The sequence below is a fragment of the Paenibacillus sp. FJAT-26967 genome (genome assembly GCF_001541095.1).
In the GTDB taxonomy this organism is placed as follows: domain Bacteria; phylum Bacillota; class Bacilli; order Paenibacillales; family NBRC-103111; genus Paenibacillus_F.
Genome location: NZ_LMXH01000004.1, coordinates 153,709 through 179,046 on the forward strand (window position 1 = coordinate 153,709; position 25,338 = coordinate 179,046).

The window sequence follows — 25,338 nt, forward strand, 5'->3', positions numbered from 1 at the left end:
CAATCACAAAGAACCTCCCAAGTCCTTCAAGGATTGGGAGGTTCTTATGTTCAGCCGGTATGTTCAGAAGGAACAAGAACCGGTGCTTGCCATATACTGACCCTTGTTGAATACTTTCATATATGGGATTGACCTGACGTGGCCTTCGATTGACCCCGCTTACGGATTACCTGCGCTAAAGGTATCTCCGCCCTGAAGAGTGCCGGACTGGAAGCCTTTAAACAGCCACTTCTTCCGCTGCTCGGAAGTCCCGTGGGTGAAGCTTTCCGGTACAACATAGCCTTGTGCCTTCTTTTGAATGCTGTCGTCTCCCACTGCGCTGGCGGCAGTCAGCGCCTCCTCAAGATCGCCCTGCTCCAGCAGGTCCATTCCCTGGGCATGGTGCGCCCAGACCCCGGCCAAATAATCGGCCTGGAGTTCGAATCGGACCAAATATTGATTGAACTCGGCTTCGCTGAGCTTGGAACGCAGAGGCATAATCTTATCTGTCGTACCGACAAGTGTCTGAACATGATGACCTACTTCATGGGCGATTACGTAGGCCATCGCGAAATCGCCGGGCGCTTTGAACTTGTCCTGAAGCTCTTGGTAAAAGCTCAGGTCAATATAGAGCTTCTTATCGCCCGGGCAATAGAAAGGCCCCACAGACGATCCGGCGGTTCCGCAGGCTGAGTTCACACTGCCTGAGTACAAGACAAGCTTGGGCTCCTGGTAGGTCAGACCTTCTTGGCGGAACACCTCGGTCCAGACTTTCTCCGTATCCGCCAGAACAACTGATACAAACTGTGAAAGCTCCTTCTCCTGCGCTGTTTCTTCGTAAGGCGCGCTGCTATCTGAGCCTGTATTCTGCAGGTTGCCCAGAAGATCGCCCGGGTTGCCCCCCAGCAGGGTCACGATCAGGACGATAACCAGGCCGATCCCGCCTCCAATGATGCCTTTGCCGCCACCGCTCATTCCTCTGCGGTCTTCGACGTTCCGACTTCCCTGTCTGCCTTTCCACTTCATTGCTGCTCCTCCTCGGGTCACATTCGTGCGAGACTGCGCCATGTGCTGTTCTTTATTAGTCATATACCCGAAGTTAGAAGATTTTAGTCGAGGGAATAAACGGTACTGGTAAGAATAGACGGGCGGAGATGTACGCCGCACCAAATCCAGGATAGTTCCGGTATGGGTCGTTGTCTGGTTCCTATCCAAAAATAAATAGCTTTTGCCAAGAAGAGCAGTTTTGTCGTTAGGGATGCTACGGCCTCGGCTGCTTTTTTTTGTATTCTGTTTTAAGCGATTAATAATTTCGCTTTACAGATATTAACATTTATATTATCATCATATATATTATCGACAATCATATAAACATCAATAATAAGGAGTTTTTTTCATGAATATTCAAACTGTAATCCTCGGGTTTCTGACTAAAGAGTCTATGACCGGATATGACATGAAGGCCCGGGTGGACCAATCGGTTTCTCATTTGTTCGAAGCCTCATTTGGAGGGATTTATCCCGCTCTTAAACGGATGGAGAAGGAGGGGTTAGTCGATAAGGAAATCCAGTTTCAGGAGGGGAAACCGAATAGAAATGTGTTTGCCATAACAGACAAAGGACGGCAATCATTCATGGATTATTTGTTGTCGCCTCTTGCACAGAACGGACAGCGTTCGGATTTTCTGCTGCGTTTCTTTTTCGCGTCCCATGTTCCGGATTGTCTGATCTTGAGCTGGCTAGAGCAGGAATGCTTCAGGCAGCAGAAAGCACTCCAGGGATTGTTATCGATGAAGGCCGCACAGGAAAAAAATCCAGAGGCCGATCCTTACCGGATGAAGACCTTGGATTTCGGAATTACCCAGGTCCGCCTGGGATTGGAGTGGGCGGAGAAGGAACTGACGGAACGGCGAAAAGCCGAAGCTCAGCAGACAATTCAATTCTTAGATTAGAGAGGCGGATCGGTATGGCAGCTGAACTAGGACTGCTGAGTTTGAGTGCGGCAAAGATGGCACGGGGGATAAGGGAAGGAAGATGGACGTCGCGGGAACTGGTCGAGCTTCACATTCAGCGGATTGAGGGGGTTAACCCTGAGCTTTGTGCGGTAGTAGTCCCTATGTTTGATGAAGCCAGGCGGCAGTCGGATGCTGCGGATCTCATGAGAGCAAGCGGGCAACCTTTGCCGCCACTGCACGGGGTTCCCGTCACTATCAAGGAATCGATTGATGCCGCCGGAACCCCGAGTACATGGGGGCTGCCGAGCCGCTCCGGAATGCTGGCGCAGCAGGATGATCCGAGCGTAGCCGCTTTACGGCAAGCGGGAGCTATCTTGCTGGGCAAAACCAACGTGATGCAGCTGCTTATGGGCTGCGAGTCTGTAAACCCGGTGTACGGACGCAGCCGTAACCCTTGGCGCCCGGAGGAACGTACGCCGGGCGGCAGCAGCGGAGGCGAAGCCGCTATTATTGCGGCCGGAGGATCGCCGCTGGGGCTTGGTACGGATGTAGGCGGAAGCATCCGTACCCCTGCGCTTTTCTGCGGCATCCACGGATTGAAGCCGACTCCGGGCCGTGTTCCTGCCGCCAAACCGGCAGGGCTGTATCATTTGCGCCCTGCAGCAGCAGCCATGGCGAGCACTGGACCGATGGCGCGCCATGTGGAGGACCTGACCCTGGCTCTGGAGATCGTCTCGGCGCAGGAGTCCCTGCTGCGGGCGCCGATCCGGAGCTCGGATTCCCGGGATATACGCCGATTGCGGATTGGCTATTACACGACGGATGGCATCCTCGCCCCATCTGCTTCGCTTCAGCGTGCAGTGAATGAGGCTGTCGCTCTACTAGAAGGTCTGGGGATAGAGGTCAAAGAGTTCAAACTGCCTGATCTGTCAGAGGCCGTCCACCATTTTTACGGCTTAATATCTGCTGCCGGTGCGGAGGGTATAGCCGGCACTGCAGGAACCGATACCTTGACCGGGCAGCTCGTTAACATCCGGCGTTCCTTTGGACTAACCAAGGGCGCCAGAAGATTCGTTGTACCATTGCTGCGCTTGTTAGGACAGCAAACCGTAGGGGCTCATATTCTTCCTTACTTAGGGCTAAAGTCAGAAGAGGAACTGCAGACTTTGGTGCATGCACAGCAGCGCTTCCGTCAAAATTTCATGAAGGAAATGGACCGTCAGGGCGTTGATGTTCTGCTAAGTCCGGCTGCACTCACACCTGCTATAGCGCACGATCACTCTTTAACAATGTCTTATGAGGGGTCCTATGGGCTGCTCTATAATTACCTAGGCATGCCGGCCGGAGTGTTATCGACGAGCTGTGTGAGGAGCGAGGAGACGGATGCGCGTCAGACCAGCCGAGACAGGATGATTCAGAGTGTCCGGGAAGCAGAGCGGGGCAGTCTGGGTCTGCCTGTAGGGGTGCAGGTAGCAGCTTCTCCGTGGCGGGAAGATCAAGTGCTGGCTGTGATGTCTTGCTTGGAGGAACAGGTTAAGAATCAGACAGACTATCCGGTGGGCAAGATTATTCGATCGCAATAAGTAAGAGTCCCGGCAGCGGATCTTCGTGGTCAGCCGGATAAAAGTGAGAATGTGCGTCCTATTTTTGCAAAGGCATGAATAGAGAGAAAGGCTTGCAGTAAACGGCGCTGAAAAACCTTGACGGGGAATTCCAACCTCGGTAGACTGAATACTACTTTATCCAAGTGCGGGTAAATCAAAGGCAGCGTGTAGGCCTGTTTAACTTCATAGACAGCTGCCGGTATTAGGATGACAGTGCATCCGTGCATCAGTGCATGATCCGGCGGAGTTTTGTTCATAGAGAGCAGGGAATTTCGTGCGATATGCCAGTAAAAGGAGGGGAGGCGGCGCATGGTAGAGAAGTCCGGTACAATCGACGGGATAATAGATCAGGAGCTGTTTAAATGGGATGAAATCCCCTACAATCTGATCTATCTTATCCGGGAGGCAGAGAGGGCGAGGTGCCTGACAACCCCCGACAGGAAAGCTCTATTGGCCCAGACCCCCGGTCATAATGCCTGGCTGTGGGTATCAAGAGAGCTGAACTGCGATCAAAGAAATGCTATCATCCTGGAATTCGTTGATTCGATGAAAGGCGTGCCCTTGCCGGGTATCACGGGAGACGGCGGAGTCGTGCAGTCTTTTGCCGAAATGTATTCCAGGTCCTATAACGTTCCCCACCATATTCATATCGGCATGGAGTCGTATGTATGTACTAAGGTTAACAAGCCCCTTGATGTTAAGGGGGCAATACGCCAGGCGGCTTTGTCTGATGTGAGGACGATTGCAGAGTATATGGCGGGCTTTCTGGAAGGCGCTTACGGCATCACAGTCGAAGCAGCAGGTCAAATTTCCGGGGCAGCAAAATTGGTCGGCACGGGCAATTTATATTTGTGGATCGTAGACGGCAAACCCGTATCTATGGCGAATATAGCCCATCGTTCCCCGAGACATGGACGAATCAATCAAGTTTATACCCCCAAGCGTATGCGTAAAAAAGGGTACGCCAGCGCTCTGGTAGCCGAGCTGTGCGAGATCCTGGAGAAAGAGCGCTTACAGGCTATGTTATATGCGGATCTGAAGAATCCGGACTCCAATAAAGTGTATCGGACAATCGGTTTTGAAGAACGCGGTAAAATCGTAGAGATCAAATTTGCCTGAACCTGACGGCCAGGCTCGGATCTGCTGGCAGGCGCCAGAGATAAATTCCGATCCATGCTAAAGTGAACGCAATTTCAGTTTACTCTCCCCAAGCGTGAAGATATCAAATATAATAAGAAAAGTGTAAAAATTTGTGACACTTACATAGAGATAGAGAAGCTGGTCCCCCAAGGTTATTAAATGAAACCATACTTGTTTAGGAGGCACTACACAATGAAACTGCGTTTTCATGGAGATTTGGCAGATTTGCAGCCTGGAATTGGGATCCTGCTTCAGGAGATCGGGGCCCAGGAAGCGGAGGACGGATTAACTGTTCAGGTTGAGCGGTCATCCGAAGGCGATTTGGAAGTGGGCCTGGATCAGGCGAACACGAAAGCATACATACGTTATACGCGTAAACATCAGTTTTTCCGGGCACTGGGTCTGCTTGTGCAGCATGGCCGCAGCGGTGAGGCGTTCGAGATCCGGGAGCAGCAGCACCTGGATACCGTAGGACCGATGTTTGATTTATCCCGCAACGCCGTTCTGACGGTGGATAGCTTCAAGCTCTTGCTCCGTAAAATGGCTTTGATGGGCATGAATACGGTGATGCTGTATCTGGAAGACACCTACGAAATTAGCGATGAGCCGTATTTCGGCTATATGCGCGGTCGCTATACACAAGCGGAGCTCAAAGAAATTGACGATTACGCCGATCAATTCGGCATTGAAGCATTCCCCAGCATTCAAACTCTGGCTCACCTGGAAGAATTCCTGAAGTGGGAGCCTGTCAAAGAATATAAAGATACCAAAGGCGCTTTGTTAGTCGGCTATGATAAAACCGATGAACTGGTGGAGAAGATGATCAACGCCGCAAGCGCTCCTTTCCGCAGCCGTAAAATACATATCGGGATGGATGAAGCGGAGGAATTGGGCCGTGGTAAATATCTGGATAAGAACGGCTACACGAGCCGGTTCGACATCATGGTCTCGCACCTGGATAAAGTGCTGGAAATTACACGCCGCAAGGGCTTGAAGGCCATGATGTGGAGCGACATGTTCCTGAAGCTTGCTTCCGGAACAGGCAGCGATCACTACGATAAGAGTACACAAATTCCGGAGGAAATGGCGAGCCGCATTCCAAAGGACGTGGACATGGTGTATTGGGATTACAACCATACCGAGGAAGAAGACTACTTGAGCCAAATCGCCCAGCACCAGCCGCTTGGCTGCAATCTGGTATACGCCGGGGGCGTATGGGTGTTTAATACGTTCGGCGTAAACTACGGCTTGTCCCTGAAAGCTTCAGACGTGGCCTTGAACGTGTGCAAGAAGAAGGGCATCCGTGAAGCCTATGCAACCATGTGGGGCGACGACGGAATGGAGAGCAACCCGTATATCGCGCTGCTCGGCCTGCAGTTCTATGCGGAGCATGCGTATACAGAGGGTTCTCCGGATTGGGAGAAGCTGGCGGAGCGGGTGAAGTTCTGCACCGGTATCGAAGCGGACGCATTCCTGCAGATGAAATACCTCGATGAGACTCCGGGCTCCGAGCCGGACAACTGCAAGCAGAGCAATCCTTCGAAGTTCCTTCTCTATCAGGATGTGCTGCTCGGACTATTCGATAAGCAGATCGAGGGCCTGGAAATGTCCGCCCATTACGCGAAGGTGGAGCAGGATATCCGCAGCAGACGCGATGCGGATGCCAAGCTGGATTATGTCTTCGACGTGCCGGAGAAGCTGGCCGGCGTGCTGAGACGCAAGAGCGAGATCGGCATTGAGCTGAAGCGGGCCTACGATGCCGGCGATCAAGACACATTGAAGCGCATCGCCTCCGAAGTGCTTCCTGAGATCTCCGATGCGGTGAAGGCGCTCCGGGCTGCTCACCGCAGCCAGTGGCTGAGCATGTTCAAGCCTTTCGGCTGGGAAGTCATCGACATCCGTTACGGCGGTGTTATCAATCGTCTGGACACGGCTTCGCAGCGGATATTCGATTATGTCGATGGCAAGATTCAGCGGATTGAAGAGCTGGAGCAGGAACGACTGCTCTTCAGCACGACCAACCGCTTCACGAACAAGGGTGTAGGCTGGAGCAGCTTCTACTACCGGATGGCTTCGCCGAACGTCTTCTTCCACGTGATGAATCCGTTCTGATAACGATACGAACGAAGAAGATCTGTCCGCAGGGACAGATCTTCTTCGTTTATATGAGATTGTCTTCGGGGGCTTTCACTTGTCAATCCCGGGCTAATTTCTCGATCCGTGCATCGCCGTTGGCATTAACCCGGATGTAAGCATACCGGGCATTGCGCTCGACTTCCAAGCCGGTTCCTTCGGGCACAAAATAAGTTTCGATACCGTAGTAAATGAAGCGTCCTCCGCTCATTTCCCCGTTAATGACGACTTCTCCGCCGGCCAGTGTGTCTCCTTCCGCCAAGAAGCGCCCGAACGTATAGATGCCGTCCTTACCCGGCACCAGCACCACCTTCACCTTACTTTGGCTGCTTTCCTGATCCAGGCGTCCGGTCGTGGACTGCGTTGGCGATGAGATGGTATACCTCAGATTCACGTAATCGCCCTGGAGCAAGGATCTGGGGTCGAGCGGCTCGATTTCCAGTTTGATGGAAGTTCCGTTCTTAAGCAGGGATTCATAGGCAGTCGCCTGATAGCCGATAAATCCAAGCTGGAGCACAATCGTGGCGATAATCAGCAGGGAACTTGCGCGCACGAAGCTGACGCTCGTACTTGTGTCGTTTGCTCCCGTACGGCGGGCCACGATATAAGTGACTGCAAAAGTGAGTAAGCCAAGCAGGGCTAATGTCACCGATTTGTGAAGCAGGGTCCACAGCAAATCATAATACTTGTAGACGAGGAAGCTGAACCAGAAGAACAGACTCATGTACGCATACGCCGTTTTGTTCTGACGGATGAACAGGAATACCAGGAAAGTTACCAGTAAGAAATTAAGAACGGTAAAGAGGACCCGGGAATAAGGAAAGAGATCATCCAGAAAGGTCAGCCAGAATAGAAACAGAAGAGCGAAGAATAAGCTGCTTTCCCGGACAGGCTGCCACAGGGTGTCTTTCTTTAGCGAATAGCTGAAAAGGTGCATGACAGCATTCAGCACGAACAGGATAAGCACGATGGCCGCAAACTCATCATACTTAGGGCTTAGCAGCTGATAAATAAGAACGGCGAGATTGATATTGATAAGCGCGTACGTAAACAGCCGCTGGATTCTTCCCTCCATACGCAGCCAGCCTGCGATAGAAAGAATCAGAAACAGGATAGATAACACGGGTTTTTCGATCAGTACAAGGGAGAGCATGCCGGCTATGTATCCGATTGTGAGCAGAGTGTAGCGTACGGCTGCATTCATCCGGGGGATCAAGACCATCGGAATAATAAAGAGTAAGGACAGAATGAATATCGTATTCTCCGGATCACGGGCATCGGTTGCGAGCAGCACGACTCCGAGCAAGGAGATGCTTCCGATAATAACGCCGATTACGGTGACGATAGAGGAAACTACTTTCCCTACAAGCGCGCTGTTCCGTTCAGGTGAGGCATCCGGCCGGGTTTGCTCAGCATCAGATTCTGATACTTGGCCGTCAAGTTTATTCAGGTACCGGAAAAACCACGCGTTTGCCGTCAGCAGCAGTGCGACAAAAACCAATCCGTACACGAAAAAGGCAGAGGATGAGTAGGCAGCCGCAAGCTCGAAAAATTTAAACACAGCGAAGGCGGAAGCCGCCAAGGCATTCAGAGTGAGATAGACTTTGTTTAACCGGATCTTCGTAAAGTAATAGAACCCGGCACAGATAGCGGCTATATACGGAATATTCATCCACAATCCGGAGTTATCAAACGTGGTAGAATCCGTTAGAAATAGCAAGGATAGATGAAAGATGATGAAACTTATAAATTTTAAAGGTGCTGACTGCAGTCTTTCTCTTTCTGTCCATACCAATACAACCAGGTTGATTGCGGCGAACATGACACCGATCAGCATCAATTTCTCATCGTGGTGTTCGTAGAATATGGCAGAGGGATAGAAGTAGAACCACAAGGTAAGATGGATCAGAACATAGGATAAGATATAGAACGGGTTATACCGGGTAATCCAGGCGAATAACAGAGCCGGAATTGACCAGATGAGGAATAATCCATAGCTGTCCGCATGAGAGTTATAGATTTGTCCGATCAGGGCGACAGATGTCCCGAAAGCGATGCAGCCGCCGGCCAGAAACAGATTAGAGAGGAACGTATGATGGCCAAGCATTCCCCGAAATCGTGACCAGACGAAGCATAGGCCGTAGAACAGGAGAACCAGCCCGGCAGATAGCAGGACCTTCTCTATTCGATCCAGTCCGCCCCAGTTGGCTGCGAAGAAATAAATAATGGCTGAGAGCACCAAAGAAATGCCCAGTAAGAAGCCAGTGCGAATCACGTTTAACTGAAGCATAGCCGCTCACACCTTTCTGGTTTGCGGGATTTCTGCAGAGCTGCCGATTGCGCCCGAAATGATGAATCTCTACGTCAAAGGCGGGTAACCGTTTCTTATAAGTATTACCCAGATTAACCCCGTATGTCCCTTCCCTCCTATCTGCTTCCTTCTCATTGAAACAAATCTATCGTGGGGTTCATTATGTAAGTTTATATTCGCGCGAGGCTGTACAACACCTGTCGATTAGAGTCGAACAAGGAGGAAGTTTATCATAATTTAATCTGGAAATTTGCCTATAAAGCCACAAATGTTTTGCTTTAATTTGTGACTTTATGGCAATATTAAGAAGTAGAATTATTTGTAAAGGTACATGAATCTAGTATGCAGAAAAGGAATGGAGTTCCATTCCGTTCAGGGAAGTGATAGGTTGAATAAACGCACGTTCTTAGCGATTGGCGTCGTTTTGTGTCTGATCGGAATTGTCATCTATAAACAGGCGGGAGGGCCCATAGCTACCCCGGAAGTGAGGACTAGTCCTGTGAAGCCGGATGGAAAAATCAAGGGCATGCAACCGGAGCAGCAAGAGGTGTATGATTTCATCAAGGCCCGGATGAAGGGCCCTTTCGGCGTATACACCAACTATCAGGACACGGAACAGTCCCGTGAAGTGGCGACGGGGCACGAAGTGCTGAGCGAATCGGCTTCACTGCTGATGCGGGTATATGCACATTCCCAAGATCAGCCTTCCTTCGATCAGGAATGGACAACCGCGAAGCAGACCTTTGACCTTAAGCACGGCTTCAGCTACCGCTACAGCCCCAAGCTGGACAAGCGATATCCGCTCAACGCGGCTGTGGACGATTTACGGATCATCCGGGCGCTGTATGAGGCGGGCGAAGCTTTTGGAGACGTGTCCTACACTAAGGAAGCAGATCAATATGGACAGCGTTTCTATGCAACGAATGTGAAGGACAATCTTCTCTACGATTTCTATGATGAAACGTATAACATCACGAATCCTTTCATTACGCTGTGCTACATCGATCTCCGGACACTGGGGCAGCTGCCGATTGAGTCGCGGCAGAAACAGAAGCTTCTGAACGGGATGAAGGCCGTGATTCACAACGGATATTTGTCCGACAGCTTTCCTTTCTATGAAACCAGGTTTCAGTACAATACCAATTCGTATACTTCCGAGAAAATCCAAACGGTAGAGTCCCTTTTGACCATTCTCCATTTGGCGGAGGCGGGCGAGACTAAACCGGCCAGTATCGCTTATATCAAGGAGCATGTGCAGGCAGGAACTTTGTACGGGCAATATTCAAAGGAGGGCAAGCCGGCAACGGATGTCCAGTCTACGGCGATATACGCGATCACGGCCATGATCGGTGCCGAGATCGGCGATGCGTCCCTTTATCAAGACAGTATACGGAGAATGAACGCGTACCAGGTCAAGAATCCGGGCAGTCCGCTGTATGGAGGGTTCGGGGATACTTCTGCGAATCAGGCGTATTCTTTCGACAACCTGATGGCGTTACTTGCTTACACGTATGATTCAGAACGAAGGTGAACGGGATGACAGATAACCGGTCGGTACGACAGCTTCTGGTGAAGGGATGGCTGCTGTTGTACCGGTATGTTTCACCGGCGCTGCTGGCGGTAATCGGCGTTCTGCTGATCACCGGTTATGCCTTATTCACGCCTCCGTATATCGGCATGGCGGATAATGGAGACTACTTCCGCAGTATATACAGCGCCGGGCTTTATTTTAATCTGCCGGACTATGACAGCCATCACTTTGGGCATTTTGTGAGGCAGTACGGCATCTTCCAATATTTTAATGAAAACGGCTCGATGGTTATCTCATCTCAGACTTTGTTTATCAAAGCGGCTATGCTGCTGAATCAGCTGTTGTTTGACTCGGCTGTGTTCGATATTCGCTTTCAGGGCATCATCTTCACTTTGCTATTCGCTGCTGCGGTCTATCTGGTCGTGGAGAGCTTAACTTGGAAGATTCCCCGGAAGCAGGGATATATCATCGCGCTGCTGGCTGTGTTCATGTTCGGCGATACCGGCTACACCGCTTACTTTAATTCTTTTTATGGCGAGAGCATTGTGTTCATTATGATGCTGTTTGTTTTTGCCTCCTGGCTCCTGATTTACCGCAAACGGTACAACGATTATGCGCTGCTGGCTGTGTTTGTAATCAGTTCCCTGCTTCTGACCACGTCCAAACAGCAGAACGCTCCTGTCGGGCTGATTGTAGCGGTAATGGCGCTGTCGCTGCTCTGGATCCGGAGGGACCGCATCTTCCGGGTTCTGACTGTAGGGTCGCTGGCTGTGTTATTCCTGTCAGGCGTAGCTACCTATGCTCTGATTTCCAAGGAATTTGTGAATATCAACCAGTATCATGCAATGACGAGGGGGGTACTTATGCAGTCCCCTAACCCCGAAGAAACATTGAAGACTTTCGGAATTAATGAGCAGTTCGCTATTCTCAAAGGCAATATTTATTACGAACGCTATACGACCGTCGATGTGGACTCGCCTCTACTGGAGAAGCATTTTTACAGCCAGTATGGATTTGTCCCGATCTTAAAGTACTATGTAACACACCCGGATAAGCTCAGTTCTATGCTGAATGTGGCCGCTAAGGACGCTTTTACGATCCGGCCGCCTGCTATGGGCAATTATGAAGCTTCAGCGGGTAAAGCTTTTGGTGAGCATACCGGCTTCTTCTCGGCTTACAGCCTGATTAAGAAAGCTCTGTCTCCCAAAACTTACGGGTTCATCATCATCTGGATTGCTCTAGTAGTCGGACTGTACATGCCTTCGTTTATTGAAGCCGTTAAATTAAGGAATTTCAGGCTTGCACAAAGGATGATACTCATTCTAACGATGATTTTGTGCGGGCTGTCGGGTATCCTCGTCTCGATTATAGGCGCGGGGGATGCTGACCTGGCTAAACACGAATTCTTGTTTACGGTAGCTTTCGATATCGTGACGTTCTTGACTCTATCGGATATCATCAGCCGCCGTTTAATGCGCCATCATGATACCGGTGAGCAAGACGATAACGGACCAGAAGTCAAAGAGGGTGTGAGACCGCTTGTTGAAACTAAAAGCGTTTAGAATCGGGCTGCTGGTCACCTTGGTGTGCACGCTGCTGCTTCCCGTTTCCCCGGTTCTAGCTGCGGGAGAGCAGAAGACGGCTCAGGTTCTTCTTCTATACGACAGTTTGGCCAAAGGGACACCCAGAGAAGGAAATGTAACCATCCTCCAGCGTTTGCTGGCTTCTTACCGGGTTCAGGTCCGGACCTTGAGTATAGATCAGTATAAACCCGGCACCATGAGTACCCACACCAAAGTCATTACAGTCATGAATGCCTTCGACCTGAAGCCGGTCAATGAAGACTATCTGCAAGACTTGGCGGCCTACGAGGCGGATTATCTTCATGTCGGAGCTAATCCGCCGCAGCGGATTCAGGAGAAGCTGAACCTTGTTACGGAGAGCAGGAGGCAAGAAACGATTCAACTGAATATGCCGCCATACTCCCAGACGGGCATTCAGGTGCAGGACTTCATTGCGCTGAAGGAGACAGCACGGGAAAATGCCGCCGGTACGATTACATCCATGAGCAGCAAGCGCCAGACGCCCTTCAGCACGCAGGAGGGGCCGTATGCGTATGTGCCTTATTTTGAACAGGGGAATCTGAGCGAACTGGCCATGGCTTCTGTTTTGAAAAAATGGCTTGGAATCGAGACGCCCGCTCAAACGTTCCTGGTCTTCAAAGAAGTGTATCCGTTCTCTGACCTGGAGCTTCTGGAAGAGACGGCCGACCGCTTCTATGAGGCGGGAATCCCCTTTGCGGTCAGTATCCGCCCTGTTTTCTCCAATACGGATTTCCCGGCGATGAAGAGGTATTTGGAAGCGCTGAAATATGTCCAGTCCAAGAACGGGACCATTCTCGTGAACGCACCAGTCGTGTACGGGCAGGGTCCGATGCTGGACGTCAAGATGGCAGGATTTATTTCCGTATTGGCGCAGAACGGTCTGGCGCCGCTTGGGATCGGTGCGGAGCTGTACTGGTCCTATGACAATGAGTACACTATTGCGGGATTGGGCTACTTCGATTCGGCCGTGCTGTTTCCGGATGAGAAACCTCTGTATACCGAGAGGACGGACACATCCAAGTCGTTCTCTTCTTCTTTGTACAGTATCAAGATGGAGCAGCTGCAGCATTTGGACAGGCCCGAGAATGCCCTTCCCGTATTCCCGATGGATACTGCCGTCACCTACAATTTTTTTGAGAATAAGGAAGAACTCCAGGAGGCCGTTCTGCTCCTTAAGGATTCACGGATTCCTTTTGCCGATTACAAGAGCGGGGAGCACCGGGTCACGACAGATGAATTTAAGATTGCCTCGAGGGACGGGGTCATTACCATTAACGGCAACCGGCTGAATTTGAACTACACGCCTCAAAGTGTAAGCGACAAGTACGAATATGAGAAGCGGGTGGAGCAGAGTCTGACGGGTGCTTTTAATATTCAGAACAAAATTTTTATTGCCCTTATTATCGTGTCTCTGATTATTTTCGGCGGCTTCTTGATTGCCGGGTATCGCTTATACAAGAGAAAATATTTGAAGTAAGGAGAATCACATGACACTTGCAGATTATTTCATGGTCATAGCGGTTTTGTGCATCTGGTCCCTTCTGCTAGTGAATGTAGTCCTGATTATTGCCGGATACTTCTATTACATCCAGTGTGAGAAAGAAGCGATCCCGGAGATCAAGGGAGAAGAGCCCTTCGTCACCATCATGGTACCTGCCCACAACGAAGGGAAGGTGATCAGCCAGACGGTGGAGGCTCTCCTCGACTTTGATTATCCGCATGACCGGTATGAGATTATTGTCATCAATGATAATTCTTCGGACAATAGCGCGGAGCTGCTCGGAAATCTTCAGAGGAAGAATCCCGGCCGCAACCTGATGATCATTAACACGGACTCTGTAACGGGCGGCAAAGGGAAGTCCAATGCTTTGAATCTGGGGTTTGCGCAGAGCAAAGGCGAACTCATTGCAATCTATGACGCGGATAATACCCCGGAAAGAAAAGCGCTGCGGTATCTCGTCGGCGAGATTACCAACGACGACTCGCTTGGAGCGGTCATAGGCAAATTCCGCACCCGCAACCGGGATGTGAATCTGCTGACGCGTTTTATCAATATCGAGACGTTATCGTTTCAATGGATGGCTCAAGCCGGGCGCTGGAAGCTATTCAAGCTGTGTACCATCCCGGGTACGAACTTTATTATGCGGCGGCATATTGTCGAGAGCATCGGGGGATGGGATGTGAAGGCGATTGCCGAGGATACGGAAATCAGCTTCCGCATTTACATGATGGGTTACCGGATTAAATTTCAGCCGCAGGCGGTGACATGGGAGCAGGAGCCGCAGACGGTTAAGGTCTGGTTCAAACAGAGGACCCGCTGGGCCAAGGGGAACATCTACGTGATCGTAAAGAACGCCCGCTTGCTGTTCCACCCGTCGGCCAAGAGAATCCGGTTTGATATTCTTTATTTTCTATCGATTTATTTCCTGCTTCTGACCTCGCTGATCACATCAGACATCCTGCTTATCCTTAATGCGCTGGGCTACGTACATACTACGATTGCCGGGTTCAGTACGTTCTTGTGGCTGCTTGCCATTACGCTCTTCGTAGTGGGCACCTACGTCACATTAACGACGGAAAAAGGGGAAATGAATCTGTCCAATCTGTGGATCATCCTCCTCATGTATGTATCCTACTGCCAGATGTGGATGGTCGTTGCCGCTTACGGGCTGTACAACTATTTCAAGGATCTGATTTTCTCCAGGGAAGTCAAATGGTATAAAACAGAGCGTTACTAATGGGGGATATAAACGAAATGAAACAGAGAAGAAATCAGGTGATGACAGTGAGAAAAGGAACTATATTCTTACTCCTATTCCTTTGCATCATGAGCAGCGGCCAAGGTGCGGCCGCTGCTCCGGCAGACGAAGCGCGCTTGTATCAGACTCCGTTTGCCCAGAACGGGACGGCCTTATCCGGTGTTATGGGTTCGAAGCAAATGTATTTTCAAATTCTCGATTACTGGGACCTAACCGAAGTGAAGCTGAGTCTCGATTATCAGATGTCACCTCTGGCGAAGGATCTGAATTCGAGCATTACACTCTCGGTCAACGGGAGTCCTTTTCACTCCTTCCGGCCCGCAGCGGCGAATGCTCAGAAGCAGAACCTTGCGGTTACGGTGCCCAAGGAGCTTCTCACCAAAGGGCTGAACACGCTGAAGGTGGAAGGTTACATCCGGACGGAGGATAATCTGGTCTGTCCGTCCGATCAGACGCCGGATCAATGGCTGCAGCTGTACAAGACGTCCGGAATCGATGTGCGCTATACACAGAAGGCCATGCAGGGAGCCATCCAGGATTTTAACCAGCGGTTCACAGGCCTGGATACGGTGAGTGCAGGCCGCAGTCTCATTGCGGTTCCGGACAAAAGCGAGCCGGCTGAGCTTGAAGCCGCCGTATACGCTCTCTCCGGCTTCGCTAAATCCAACTCCGTGAACGACAAAGATATACCGATTCTGCCTTACCGGGCAGACAATCTGAAGGATCGTGAAGCGGTCGTGCTCATCGCTCTGCATGACCGGCTGCCGGCCGAAGTCAAGGGCCTGCTGAGCAAGCAGGACTTTAATACGAAGGCGCTGATTCAGCTCGTGAGCAAGGAGACGCAGCCGACTCTGGTCATCACCTCGCAGAATCCCGAGCTGCTTGCCAAGGCGGGGCGCCTGGTGGCGAACCAGCCTCTGATGGGGCAATTGAGCAGCGACATCAAGGTAGTGGATGACAGCACGGATGTAACGACGCCGGTTGTGCCTGTCAGCACGCGCATTAACTTCACGGAGAAGGGGGACGAGCTCAAAGGGCCGGGCCATCAGGAACAGACTTATTTTGTGACATTGCCTGCCAACAGGTCCATTGCGGATGCGGGTCAAATCAGCCTGGATTTCCGCTATGCCCAGAACCTGGATTTTAACCGCTCTCTGGTTACGGTCTCCATCAACAACACGCCTATCGGCAGCAAGAAGCTGACGAAAGAGCTGGCCAATGGGGACACGGCGCACTTCGCCATTCCGGCGGATCTGGCTGTGAACGGGAACTTCTCCGTTGCCATCGAATTCGATCTGGAGCTGGAGGATGCCGCTTGTACCCGCAATGGCGACGAAATGCCGTGGGCGTTCATCACGAAGGACACCCTGATTGATTTTAAGACCAAAGACCGCAACGATCTGCTGTTCAATAATTATCCGCATCCATTCTTGAGGGATGGTGTGTTTAATCAAGTGGCGGTGGTTATTCCGGAGGAACGCGATAATTATACGTACCGGACCGTCTCCAACCTGTTCAATCTGTTAGGCAAGTATACGAGTGGCAACACCGGTGATGTAAAGTTCTACAAGGAATCAGCAGGGGCCGATGAACTTAAAGAGCGCAATATTATTGCAGTCGGCACCTATCTGGACAATAAGCTCATCCGCGATAATAACAAGAACCTGTATTTCAAGTATGACTCCGCAGGTTCGACCTTCCTGTCCAATGAGAAAATGAGCATTGACTCCGAGTACGGCAAATGGATCGGAACCTTGCAGCTGCTGCCGTCGCCTTTCCAGTCCGGCAACGGATTCCTGGCTGTGACGGGTACTCAGGCGGAGAATTATTACCTCGTTTCCAAACTGATTGCAACCGAGAATTCAATCTGGAAAGTATACGGGGACGGGGTCGTAACGGATAAGGACGGGAACGTGAATGCCCACCGGTTCAAAAAGGAAACCGCGGCCGAAGATTCGTCTCTGCTCGAAGATATCGTAAAACGCGGGGACGTTGTAGGCTTTCTCACCGCCCTCGTTCTAGTTGCGGGGCTTGCTTTGGTATCGCTCGTCCTGTTGGTTCGCAAACACAGGAAGAAAAGAGGTGGAGAGGGTGAAGCATAACCGCAGCAGCTTGACTTCAGATCTCGCCTTCTTAGGGCTTCTTATTCTGTGTAACCTGTGTGTGGCCTTTACGGCAGGCGATCCGAATAAATTGATGCAGAACCTTGTCTTTCTGAATCTGGCCTTTTTCTTCGCGGTAGTGACTTATTTTACAACCGTAACGACGGGTCTGCTTTTGAATGTTGTGTTCATTTTCGGCTACGGCCTTTTCATTATGTACCAGACGATTTCACAGGGTGAAACGATTGGGCTGCAAACGTATTTCTGGCTGATCATGACTCCGCTGCTTACCGTGATGATCTGGCTGTTCTCGCTGGCGGCACGTCAGCTTCAGGATGAGAACGAGGAGCTGCGTAAGCAGAAGGCAAGACTGGCTACCCTGGATGAAAGAACGGACCTGAAGAACAGCCTTGCTTTCCGCAAGGACGCGGCCGTATTCTCCGGTATTTCAACGCGCTATGACATTCCTCTGACGCTCTTGGTCATTAAGGTGAAGTACTGGAATGAAATCCGCCGTCTGATCGGGGATGAGCAGCTGGCGGAAGCGATCTATGACGTGTCCCAGATCAGCCAAGCGAGTATCCGTACGAATGACGCTCTCTATTTGCTCGACAAAGAAGAGGCTACATGGGGACTGCTGCTGTTTACGGACAAGGATGGAGCCAAGATTGTGATGGAAAGAATCAAACTCAGCCTTGTGGAATTTAACCGGCAGGAATTCGCCAGTAAATATAAGGTCGATTTGAGTCTGAAAATGGGAGCCGTCCAGTACCGGGAGGATATTATCGAGTCTCCGCTCGACTTCATCGTACAGGCCCAAAAACAGCTGGAATTCGATGTGTAGGCTGAAGTTAACTGCCTTGAACGAGTATTATGAATGATCCATCAGGCACTGGGGCCATCGGGCTCCGGTGCTTTTTTTGATAGGAAGATAGAGAGGGAGCTGCACAAACTGTATAGCGTACGCCTCAATTCGAGTATAATGGGGGATGTACGCCAGTTATAGGCAGCTTCAACGCGAGCGCATGTATCGAGGCAAAAGCCTGGTTCTTAATCAGAGTATATAGAGCAGAAGAGGTTATAGAATGAGTGAAGCACGTTTGGATGAGTATGGGTTAAGCGAGGAAATCGTAAGGGCATTGGCCGGTTTGGGTTATGAGACGCTGACGGCCGTTCAAAGCGAAGTGATTCCGATTGCGCTGGAAAAGATGGATCTCGTCGTCAAATCACAGACGGGAAGCGGCAAGACGGCTGCTTTCGGGATTCCCGTGTGCGAGTTAGCCGACTGGAACGAGAACAAACCTCAAGCCCTGATCTTAACGCCGACGAGAGAACTGGCGGTTCAAGTGAAAGAAGATATCACCAATATCGGACGGTTTAAGCGGATCAAAGCGGCCGCTTTGTACGGCAAGCAGCCTTTTGCCCAGCAGACGGCGGAATTGAAGCAGAAGACGCACGTCATCGTAGGGACTCCCGGACGTGTGCTCGATCATATCCAAAGAGGGACACTCGCCTTGAACCGCGTGAACTGCCTGGTGATTGATGAGGCCGATGAAATGCTGAATATGGGGTTCATCGAGCAGGTAGAAGCGATTATACAAGAGCTGCCGGAAGATCGAGTGACCATGCTGTTCTCGGCGACCCTGCCGCGGGACGTGGAGAGCTTATGTGTGAAATATATGAACAATCCGGTGCCGATTGAGATTGAAGCAGCGGGGATTACAACGGACCGGATTGAGCACGCCCTTATTGAAGTGAAAGAAGCGGACAAATTTGCGCTGCTGCAGGACGTTCTCGTTGTGGAGAACCCGGATAGCTGTATCCTATTCTGCCGGACCAAAGAAGGGGTGGACCAGGTTCACCGCAAATTAGTCCAGGCCGGTTATTCTTGCGATAAGATTCATGGGGGAATGGAGCAGGAGGAGCGGTTTGAAGTCATGAAAGCTTTCCGCAGGGGGCAGTTCCGGTACTTGGCGGCTACAGACGTAGCAGCCAGAGGCATTGATATTGAGAATATCACGCACGTCGTTAACTATGACCTTCCTATGGAAAAAGAAAGCTATGTGCACCGCACAGGGCGGACAGGCCGGGCGGGACGCGAGGGGAAGGCTATTACGTTTGTTACTCCGCATGAAGGGAAATTCCTGGCGGAAATAGAAGCGTACATCGGATTCCCTATTCCTGTAATCCCTGCTCCTTCCCAGGAGGAAGTCATAGCTAAGGAAGAGGCTTTTCAGCAGAAAATGAGCAGGGGAGCCAGTCTCAAAAAAGAGAAGAATGAAGATTTAAATAAAGAAATTATGAAGCTGTATTTCAATGGGGGCAAGAAAAAGAAGATCCGGGCGGTCGATTTTGTCGGTACCATTGCGAAGATTGAGGGAGTAAGTGCGGAGGATATCGGCATTATCACCATTCAAGATAATGTTTCGTACGTAGATATTCTGAACGGGAAAGGCCCGCTTGTTCTGGAAGTTATGAAGAACACGAACGTTAAAGGCAAGCTGTTGAAAGTGAGCCAGGCGAGGAAGTGAGCAGGTCCGGAGGTCAAGAGGCTGCGTGCCGGATCCGGCAGCTTGGACTTTCGGCACACACCGAAAACCCCCAGACGGACGAACCGTTTGGGGGTTTTTGCTCTATCAAGGGCACTTATTTATTATCTTTTAGCTTGCCGATTCCTTCTTGTACTTCGCCTTTGGCTTTATCCATCTTGCCTTCAGCTTGAAGGGATTTATTATTAGTCGCGTTACCGACTTGGTCTTTTACTTCACCCTTAGTTTTAGAAATGCCGCCTTTGATTTTATCGCTAAGTCCGTTGTCGCTCATATTTAACATCTCCTTCAGTTCAGGTTATGAGTTTATTACCCTTGGAGAGGCCGGGCTAAACAAATGCTTATTGGATGGAGTACAATCCCTTATGGATTTGCTGCCTGATATAAGAGATGATATAGAAAAGCGAGGGAGCAGGAGGAGCAGAATGAAACCGTATACGCAGCAGGTCGTTCAAATTATACAGGGAATCCCGGAAGGCCGTGTGATGACTTACGGGCAGGTCGCCGAGATGGCCGGAAACAGGCGGGGAGCAAGGCAGGTCGTGCGGATTCTGCATACGTTAAGCGGGAAATATAATCTCCCCTGGCACCGGGTCGTCAACGCTAAGGGAGAGATAGCGTTTCAGGATGAAGAAGCCAGGCACACCCAGACGCTCTGCCTGAAGAGAGAAGGAATCGTTCTGAACGACCGGGGCCGGATTGATTTGGGAACCTATAGATTCAATCCGTGGGAGGAATAAGAGAGGGGCATTTTCCGGCGGAAGAGTTCCGATACGGAGAATATCCTTCTGCGATCTATCACATGAAAGGCAGTCTCGAAATACGGCATACGGCGATGCGCAAATACCCCCAGACACTAAGCCTTTGTCTGGGGGAAGCGCCGCTGCTACGCAGAATCGGGATTGATGCGCCTCTATCCTTACGAAGCCCAGGCTTTCGTGCATACCTCGGTCTGCACGATTAAATGCCTGAGATATACAGCCGCCGGTCCGTGGGCAGCCGCTGGAGGTGCTTGTTCCAAAGCGGCTGTCAATTGCTCGCGGATGGTGCCGAGTAATGATATCACTTCGGAACGATGTTCCGCTTTGTCCGGAATTTTGTCCGCATCGACGATCCGGTAAGGGAACAAGCCGGTATTGAAGGCGGTTACGGCGGTTACGGCTTGCTCGACCGTTTCCATCCACCTGCGGACCGCTTCACGCTCCTCTTCCGGATAATAGCTGTAGTAGTCGCGCAGGATGCTCTCCAGGCAGTCGCCCCACGCAGCCCGGCTGAACGCATAGCTGTTCAAACCGGTTGCCCACTTCCACGGATAATCGGGATATCCGGGGCACGGGACGATGAGATTCGTTAGTCCATCTACACCTATTGCGCGGTAGTACCCCGCATCTTCTACGATTCTCGCGGGCATGCTCGGGAACAAAGCGGAGAACATGAAGTGATCGCTGTAGTATTCGAACACGCTCAGTTTACGCTGCTTCTCATGCACTGCAGAGGTCCAGTCCGTCAGCGAACGGCTAGCCCGGATATCCGGGGCGTTCGGGGAGTGATTCAGGGAGTTGCGATAGTCTCTTCCCCAGAATGCGTACAGCGTATCCACTTGCCCGGATACCGGCTCGCATTTGAACTCCAGCATATCCCAAGCCAGTCCGGCATTGTAGGCGATGTGTTCCACGGTGAGGTCCGGCAGAGTCAGCAGCAGGCGTTCTTTTAACAATGTTGTAAAACGGATATATTTGGGCAGGAAATCTTCCTGCTGTTCCGCCGGTAAATCCTCGGGCCACAATGAGACCCGGCTCAGATTGGGGACGTCGGCACAGTACGCGGCGATAAGATCGCAGACAGGCCCCTGCCAGGATAAATCCGCATAATCGAGCTGCTGTTTGGCCGTATAAGGATGATCGGCCGACTGAAGACTATCGGCTTCTTTTTTATCGAGAAAGAATTTCATGCTGTGCCCGCCGAGCGTCAGGCCGATTCCTCTCTTGGCGATCTCGGGAGCGGCCTCTTCTTTGATGCGGTCCCATAAAGTGAACGTGAAGAAAATCTCGTTCACGCGGTTTTTGGCGAGCCAGTCAATCATATCAAGGATATAGGGAGGATCGTATAAGTTCTCGATGACGAATCCTCTGCGTTCAAACCAGGGCTCAAAAAGCGGGCCGGCCTCTTGCGCATCTGTAACCGAATGGGGAATATCGCTCAGCGAAGCCGGTTCCCCCGGGTAGATCCAGTTCACGCCGGCGTAGCGCTTGAAGGCATCGTACACCGCATAAAGAGTCGAATGCGCACTCTCGCCGCTGATAATGATGGTGTCGGGCGAAATTTCGATCCAGTAGCTGTCTTTCTTCGGAGTCTGCAAGCGGATGGATTCCTCCAGGAGCGGGCTGAGGCCCGCAGCCGCTATTTCCTCCCATACCCCGATGTAGACGTTAGCAGCCCGGGTCAGAGAGTCCCAGAGATGCCCGTATGTGCGGCTCAATTGCTCCCATTCCTGACGGGCAAAAGCAAGCACAGGGTCCCTGGACTGCGGCAGACTCTGTAAAGTGGTCATGGTATCATCCTCCGTAGCATTTGTATGGCATCGCGAGTCCTGAATTACGATCTCTTCATAGACTGATCTTGAAAAAACTAGGCTACATGTACACGATTCAACTATAGAGTAACCACTAACAGTTAAGCTGTCAATAAAAGAAGGAACGGTTGGCATTGAATATATAGTCCAAAAATCGCCTTGAACAAACTGGATATAACTGTGTTATAATCCAATAATCAATAGGTTGTAGAAACGAGGGAGAACATGGCACGGCCCAGCCGAAGTGAATTTAATGCACGCACCCAAAAGATGGTTGGGAGCTTGCGGGATGCTATTGTACAAGGTTCTTTACAGACAGGAGACTACCTTCCTTCTGAAGTGGAGCTAGGACGGACGTTCGGATTAAGTAAGGAGTCTGTACGGCGGGCTCTGGATATCTTGGTAGAGGAGGGGCTGATTGCGAAGATCCGGCGTGTCGGAAACCGTGTGAAGGGGCCCTTCCCTCCCCATGAAGTGTATGAAGGGCCTGTCAGCCGGACAGGAGAGGGGACGAATAAGGGAGGCGCTCTGAATCCGGCAGCTTCACTTTACCGGGATGAAGGACAGCGGGAAGACCGCAACACCCCTGAGCTTTCCATACAGACGGGGGAAACGGTTCTATGCCTGGCTTATCATCCTTCTCTTCAGGAAGAAGTGAAGCTTCAGGAGGCAGTTCAAGCATACGAGGGACTGCATCCGGACGTGCGTGTCCGCATGATCCCGACGCCCTTTCCGCTGGACTTGGCTGAACACGGCATGGCGGATGTGGTAACGGTAACGGCTTGGGATGCGCTCAAGCTGAAGGAGAAGAATTCTTCTATGAGCTTGTTCGCGGACGCTCCCCTGACCGACTATGCGCATCCTATCCTTTCCCGGCCCTTTCAGGCTGAGGATGGCAGGCTGACAACGGCACCGTTCGTTTATTCCCCGCTCGTCCTGTGCTACAACCGCAGTCACTTTGCGGAATGCGGGATCGCGGAGCCCGGGGAAGACTGGACCTGGTATACGCTGCTTAAGACGGCAAGGACGTTCAACAAGCAGCTTGATGCCCGGGGGTTCGTCGTGCATATCCAGTCGATCAACCGGTGGCCGGTGTTCTTGCTGCAGAACGGATTCCGGTTCAATACGGGTAAAGGCAAGCGCGCGGCGGAAGATCCGGCCCTCTGGGAGAGTCTCCGCATCTCCAGGGACCTTATCTACCAGCAGGGGGATTCCGTGCTCTGGACAGACAGCGACGGCGATGTGGAGCGCTGGTTCCATGACGGGCGTGCGTCGATGATCCTGACGACCTTCTTCGGACTGAACCGCCTGAGGAACAATAACCGGCTGGACTACGGCGTGGCCCCGCTGCCCTCACTCAGCTCCAAGGATACCCTGCTGCTGACGACCGGGCTGGCGGTGAACCGCCGTTCCGCCAGTCAGGAGGCTGCCGGCTCGCTTATCCGGTATTTGTGCGGGCAGGAAGTACAGAGCGGCATCCGCCGCGGGACGCTGACGCTCCCTGTTCATCCCGGGGCGTTGACGCTGCCGGTTGAACAGTTGGAGGGAAATCGTCCTCACGGTGAAGCAAGGGTCACCGGCCAGTGGGACCGTTACCGGCTGTATTCCGATCTTCACCTCAGCACACATGTGCTTGAAGCGGTCAGCGAGGAATTGAAAGTGTACTGGTCCCGGCTGGAAGATGAAGCAGAAGCAAGCGAGAGGATCGAGGTCCTGCTGGGCGTTTGAGGAAGGGAAGCACCACATTCCCCGAGGGATAACGGATTACCGGACATAATTTTATTTAGTTGCTTTCATTTTAAAAATGACCCTTTCCGACGGCTGGCGTGCCTTGGAAAAGGTCATTTTTTATAAATACTGCAATAAATAGATTATAGTTCACGGCAGGCTTGCCATGAAGCGGGAAGGAATGCCGGCCTGGACGGTAAATACGAAGACCGCTCCCTCCTTGACGTTGCTTTTGGCATAGATGGTGCCGCCCATCAGATTCACCAGCGTTTTGCAGATAGAGAGTCCGAGTCCCGTGCCGCCGAATTTGCGGTTAATGGTCGCGTCAATCTGTGTGAAGGGCTGGAACAAATGATTCATTTTGTCGTGAGGGATACCGATACCGGTATCTTCAACAATAAATTCAAGGTGGATGATATTGCCGCTTATTTCCCGTTTGTTCACGTAGACAGTTACACTGCCGGCCTCTGTGAACTTAACCGCATTGCCGATCAGATTGTTGAGCACCTGTCTTAGCCGGTTCGAATCTCCGATGAGTATTTCCGGAATCTCAGGATCGATATGCGTCTCCAGAGTCAGGTTGCGCTCACGGGCAAGGGCCCTGAATAAATCGGTCGTCTCTTTCATGCAGGATTTCAAATCGAACGGCTCATAATCGAGCTCCATTTTGCCGGATTCGATTTTGGTGAAATCAAGGATATGATTCATGACAGAGAGGAGAGCGTGCCCGCTCGTATGAATAATCTCGGCCATTTCCGCGTCATCCTGCTTTAGATCGGAAGCCTTCAGAATATCGGACATCGCGATAATTCCATTCAGCGGAGTCCGGATCTCGTGACTCATCATGGCCAGGAAGCCCGATTTAATCCTAGAGGCGACCTCGGCCGTTTCCTTGAGCTGGGTCAGCACGCGGTTGGCCTCCGCCAGCTCCAGAGCTTGCTCCTGGAGCTCGTTTGTTTTGATCTGCAGCTCTTTGTGCGCCTTATACAGCCGGACAAAACCTTCGATTTTGCTCCTCAACACGCCGGAATGAAAAGGCTTCGTCAAATAATCGATCGCTCCTGCCGTATAAGCTTTCATATAATCTTCAACCTCAGGGGTAAGAGCCGTCAGGAAAATAATCGGAATATCCTTTGATTTTTTACGCATTTTGATCCGTTCCGCGGTTTCAAACCCGTTCATATCCGGCATCATGACATCCATGATAATAAGAGCATACTCGTTTTCCAGCAAAAATTTCAAAGCTTCCATTCCGGAAGATGCCCGGATCAGTTGATAGGACGTCTCAACCAGCAGAGCTTGTATCGTAAGAAAGTCCTCGGGTCGGTCGTCGACTAATAAAATGCGAATTGGATATTCCATTATAATCCCC

General features: G+C 51.3%; 18 protein-coding genes. 13 read left to right on the forward strand and 5 right to left on the reverse strand.

All coding sequences use genetic code 11. The features are described 5' to 3' along the window. Positions 1-159: 159 nt before the first annotated feature. On the reverse strand, positions 160-1,005 hold the full coding sequence (locus AR333_RS17180; RefSeq protein ID WP_068776601.1) for a neutral zinc metallopeptidase: 846 nt from the start codon (positions 1,003-1,005) through the stop codon (positions 160-162). A gap of 370 nt (positions 1,006-1,375) precedes the next feature. Between AR333_RS17180 and AR333_RS17185 the strand changes: the two genes are divergently transcribed. From AR333_RS17185 to AR333_RS17200, 4 genes are all read left to right on the forward strand, one after another. Then, the gene (locus AR333_RS17185; protein ID WP_068776602.1) at positions 1,376-1,930 is read left to right on the forward strand and encodes a PadR family transcriptional regulator; all 555 of its coding nucleotides are present in this window, start codon (positions 1,376-1,378) and stop codon (positions 1,928-1,930) included. A gap of 14 nt (positions 1,931-1,944) precedes the next feature. Next, positions 1,945-3,516 carry an amidase gene (locus tag AR333_RS17190; RefSeq protein WP_068776603.1) on the forward strand — a complete coding sequence of 524 codons (1,572 nt, stop codon included), beginning with the start codon at positions 1,945-1,947 and terminating at the stop codon, positions 3,514-3,516. Between the two features lie 330 nt (positions 3,517-3,846). After that, positions 3,847-4,656 carry a GNAT family N-acetyltransferase gene (locus AR333_RS17195; protein ID WP_068776604.1) on the forward strand — a complete coding sequence of 270 codons (810 nt, stop codon included), beginning with the start codon at positions 3,847-3,849 and terminating at the stop codon, positions 4,654-4,656. A gap of 213 nt (positions 4,657-4,869) precedes the next feature. Continuing rightward, positions 4,870-6,789: a beta-N-acetylhexosaminidase gene (locus AR333_RS17200; RefSeq protein WP_068776605.1), complete on the forward strand. Its 1,920-nt coding sequence runs from the start codon at positions 4,870-4,872 to the stop codon at positions 6,787-6,789. Between the two features lie 82 nt (positions 6,790-6,871). Here the strand turns inward: AR333_RS17200 and AR333_RS17205 are convergent, their stop codons facing one another. Further along, positions 6,872-9,100, reverse strand: coding sequence for a GDYXXLXY domain-containing protein (locus AR333_RS17205; RefSeq protein WP_068776606.1), 2,229 nt, complete (start codon positions 9,098-9,100; stop codon positions 6,872-6,874). A 409-nt stretch (positions 9,101-9,509) separates the two neighbouring features. On the opposite strand from AR333_RS17205, the gene AR333_RS17210 reads away from it, so the two are divergent. From AR333_RS17210 to AR333_RS17240, 7 genes are all read left to right on the forward strand, one after another. Next, entirely contained in the window at positions 9,510-10,652 is a 1,143-nt protein-coding gene (locus tag AR333_RS17210) for a hypothetical protein (RefSeq protein WP_068776607.1), read from the forward strand. Positions 10,653-10,657: 5 nt separating this feature from the next. Then, on the forward strand, positions 10,658-12,214 hold the full coding sequence (locus AR333_RS17215) for a hypothetical protein (protein WP_253735891.1): 1,557 nt from the start codon (positions 10,658-10,660) through the stop codon (positions 12,212-12,214). After that, positions 12,192-13,733, forward strand: coding sequence for a hypothetical protein (locus AR333_RS17220; protein WP_068776608.1), 1,542 nt, complete (start codon positions 12,192-12,194; stop codon positions 13,731-13,733). The genes AR333_RS17215 and AR333_RS17220 overlap by 23 nt, the downstream gene beginning before the upstream one ends. Before the next feature lie 10 nt (positions 13,734-13,743). Beyond that, positions 13,744-14,994 carry a glycosyltransferase gene (locus AR333_RS17225; protein ID WP_068776609.1) on the forward strand — a complete coding sequence of 417 codons (1,251 nt, stop codon included), beginning with the start codon at positions 13,744-13,746 and terminating at the stop codon, positions 14,992-14,994. A gap of 17 nt (positions 14,995-15,011) precedes the next feature. Further along, a complete protein-coding gene (locus AR333_RS17230) occupies positions 15,012-17,117 on the forward strand; it encodes a cellulose biosynthesis cyclic di-GMP-binding regulatory protein BcsB (RefSeq protein WP_253735892.1) in 2,106 nt (701 codons plus the stop codon). Then, positions 17,107-17,961: a diguanylate cyclase gene (locus AR333_RS17235; protein WP_068776610.1), complete on the forward strand. Its 855-nt coding sequence runs from the start codon at positions 17,107-17,109 to the stop codon at positions 17,959-17,961. Before AR333_RS17230 ends, AR333_RS17235 begins: the two co-directional genes overlap by 11 nt. 241 nt (positions 17,962-18,202) lie before the next feature. Then, entirely contained in the window at positions 18,203-19,648 is a 1,446-nt protein-coding gene (locus AR333_RS17240; protein WP_068776611.1) for a DEAD/DEAH box helicase, read from the forward strand. A 115-nt stretch (positions 19,649-19,763) separates the two neighbouring features. Here the strand turns inward: AR333_RS17240 and AR333_RS24345 are convergent, their stop codons facing one another. Beyond that, positions 19,764-19,940 carry a CsbD family protein gene (locus AR333_RS24345; RefSeq protein WP_084783768.1) on the reverse strand — a complete coding sequence of 59 codons (177 nt, stop codon included), beginning with the start codon at positions 19,938-19,940 and terminating at the stop codon, positions 19,764-19,766. A gap of 151 nt (positions 19,941-20,091) precedes the next feature. Between AR333_RS24345 and AR333_RS17245 the strand changes: the two genes are divergently transcribed. Next, the gene (locus AR333_RS17245; protein WP_068776612.1) at positions 20,092-20,406 is read left to right on the forward strand and encodes an MGMT family protein; all 315 of its coding nucleotides are present in this window, start codon (positions 20,092-20,094) and stop codon (positions 20,404-20,406) included. Between the two features lie 179 nt (positions 20,407-20,585). On the opposite strand, the gene AR333_RS17250 is transcribed toward AR333_RS17245, so the two are convergent. Next, positions 20,586-22,217, reverse strand: coding sequence for a hypothetical protein (locus AR333_RS17250; protein WP_068776613.1), 1,632 nt, complete (start codon positions 22,215-22,217; stop codon positions 20,586-20,588). A 246-nt stretch (positions 22,218-22,463) separates the two neighbouring features. On the opposite strand from AR333_RS17250, the gene AR333_RS25035 reads away from it, so the two are divergent. After that, on the forward strand, positions 22,464-23,966 hold the full coding sequence (locus AR333_RS25035; RefSeq protein WP_084783770.1) for an extracellular solute-binding protein: 1,503 nt from the start codon (positions 22,464-22,466) through the stop codon (positions 23,964-23,966). 150 nt (positions 23,967-24,116) lie between these two features. Here the strand turns inward: AR333_RS25035 and AR333_RS17260 are convergent, their stop codons facing one another. Next, positions 24,117-25,328 carry an ATP-binding protein gene (locus tag AR333_RS17260; RefSeq protein ID WP_068776615.1) on the reverse strand — a complete coding sequence of 404 codons (1,212 nt, stop codon included), beginning with the start codon at positions 25,326-25,328 and terminating at the stop codon, positions 24,117-24,119. Positions 25,329-25,338: the final 10 nt, after the last annotated feature.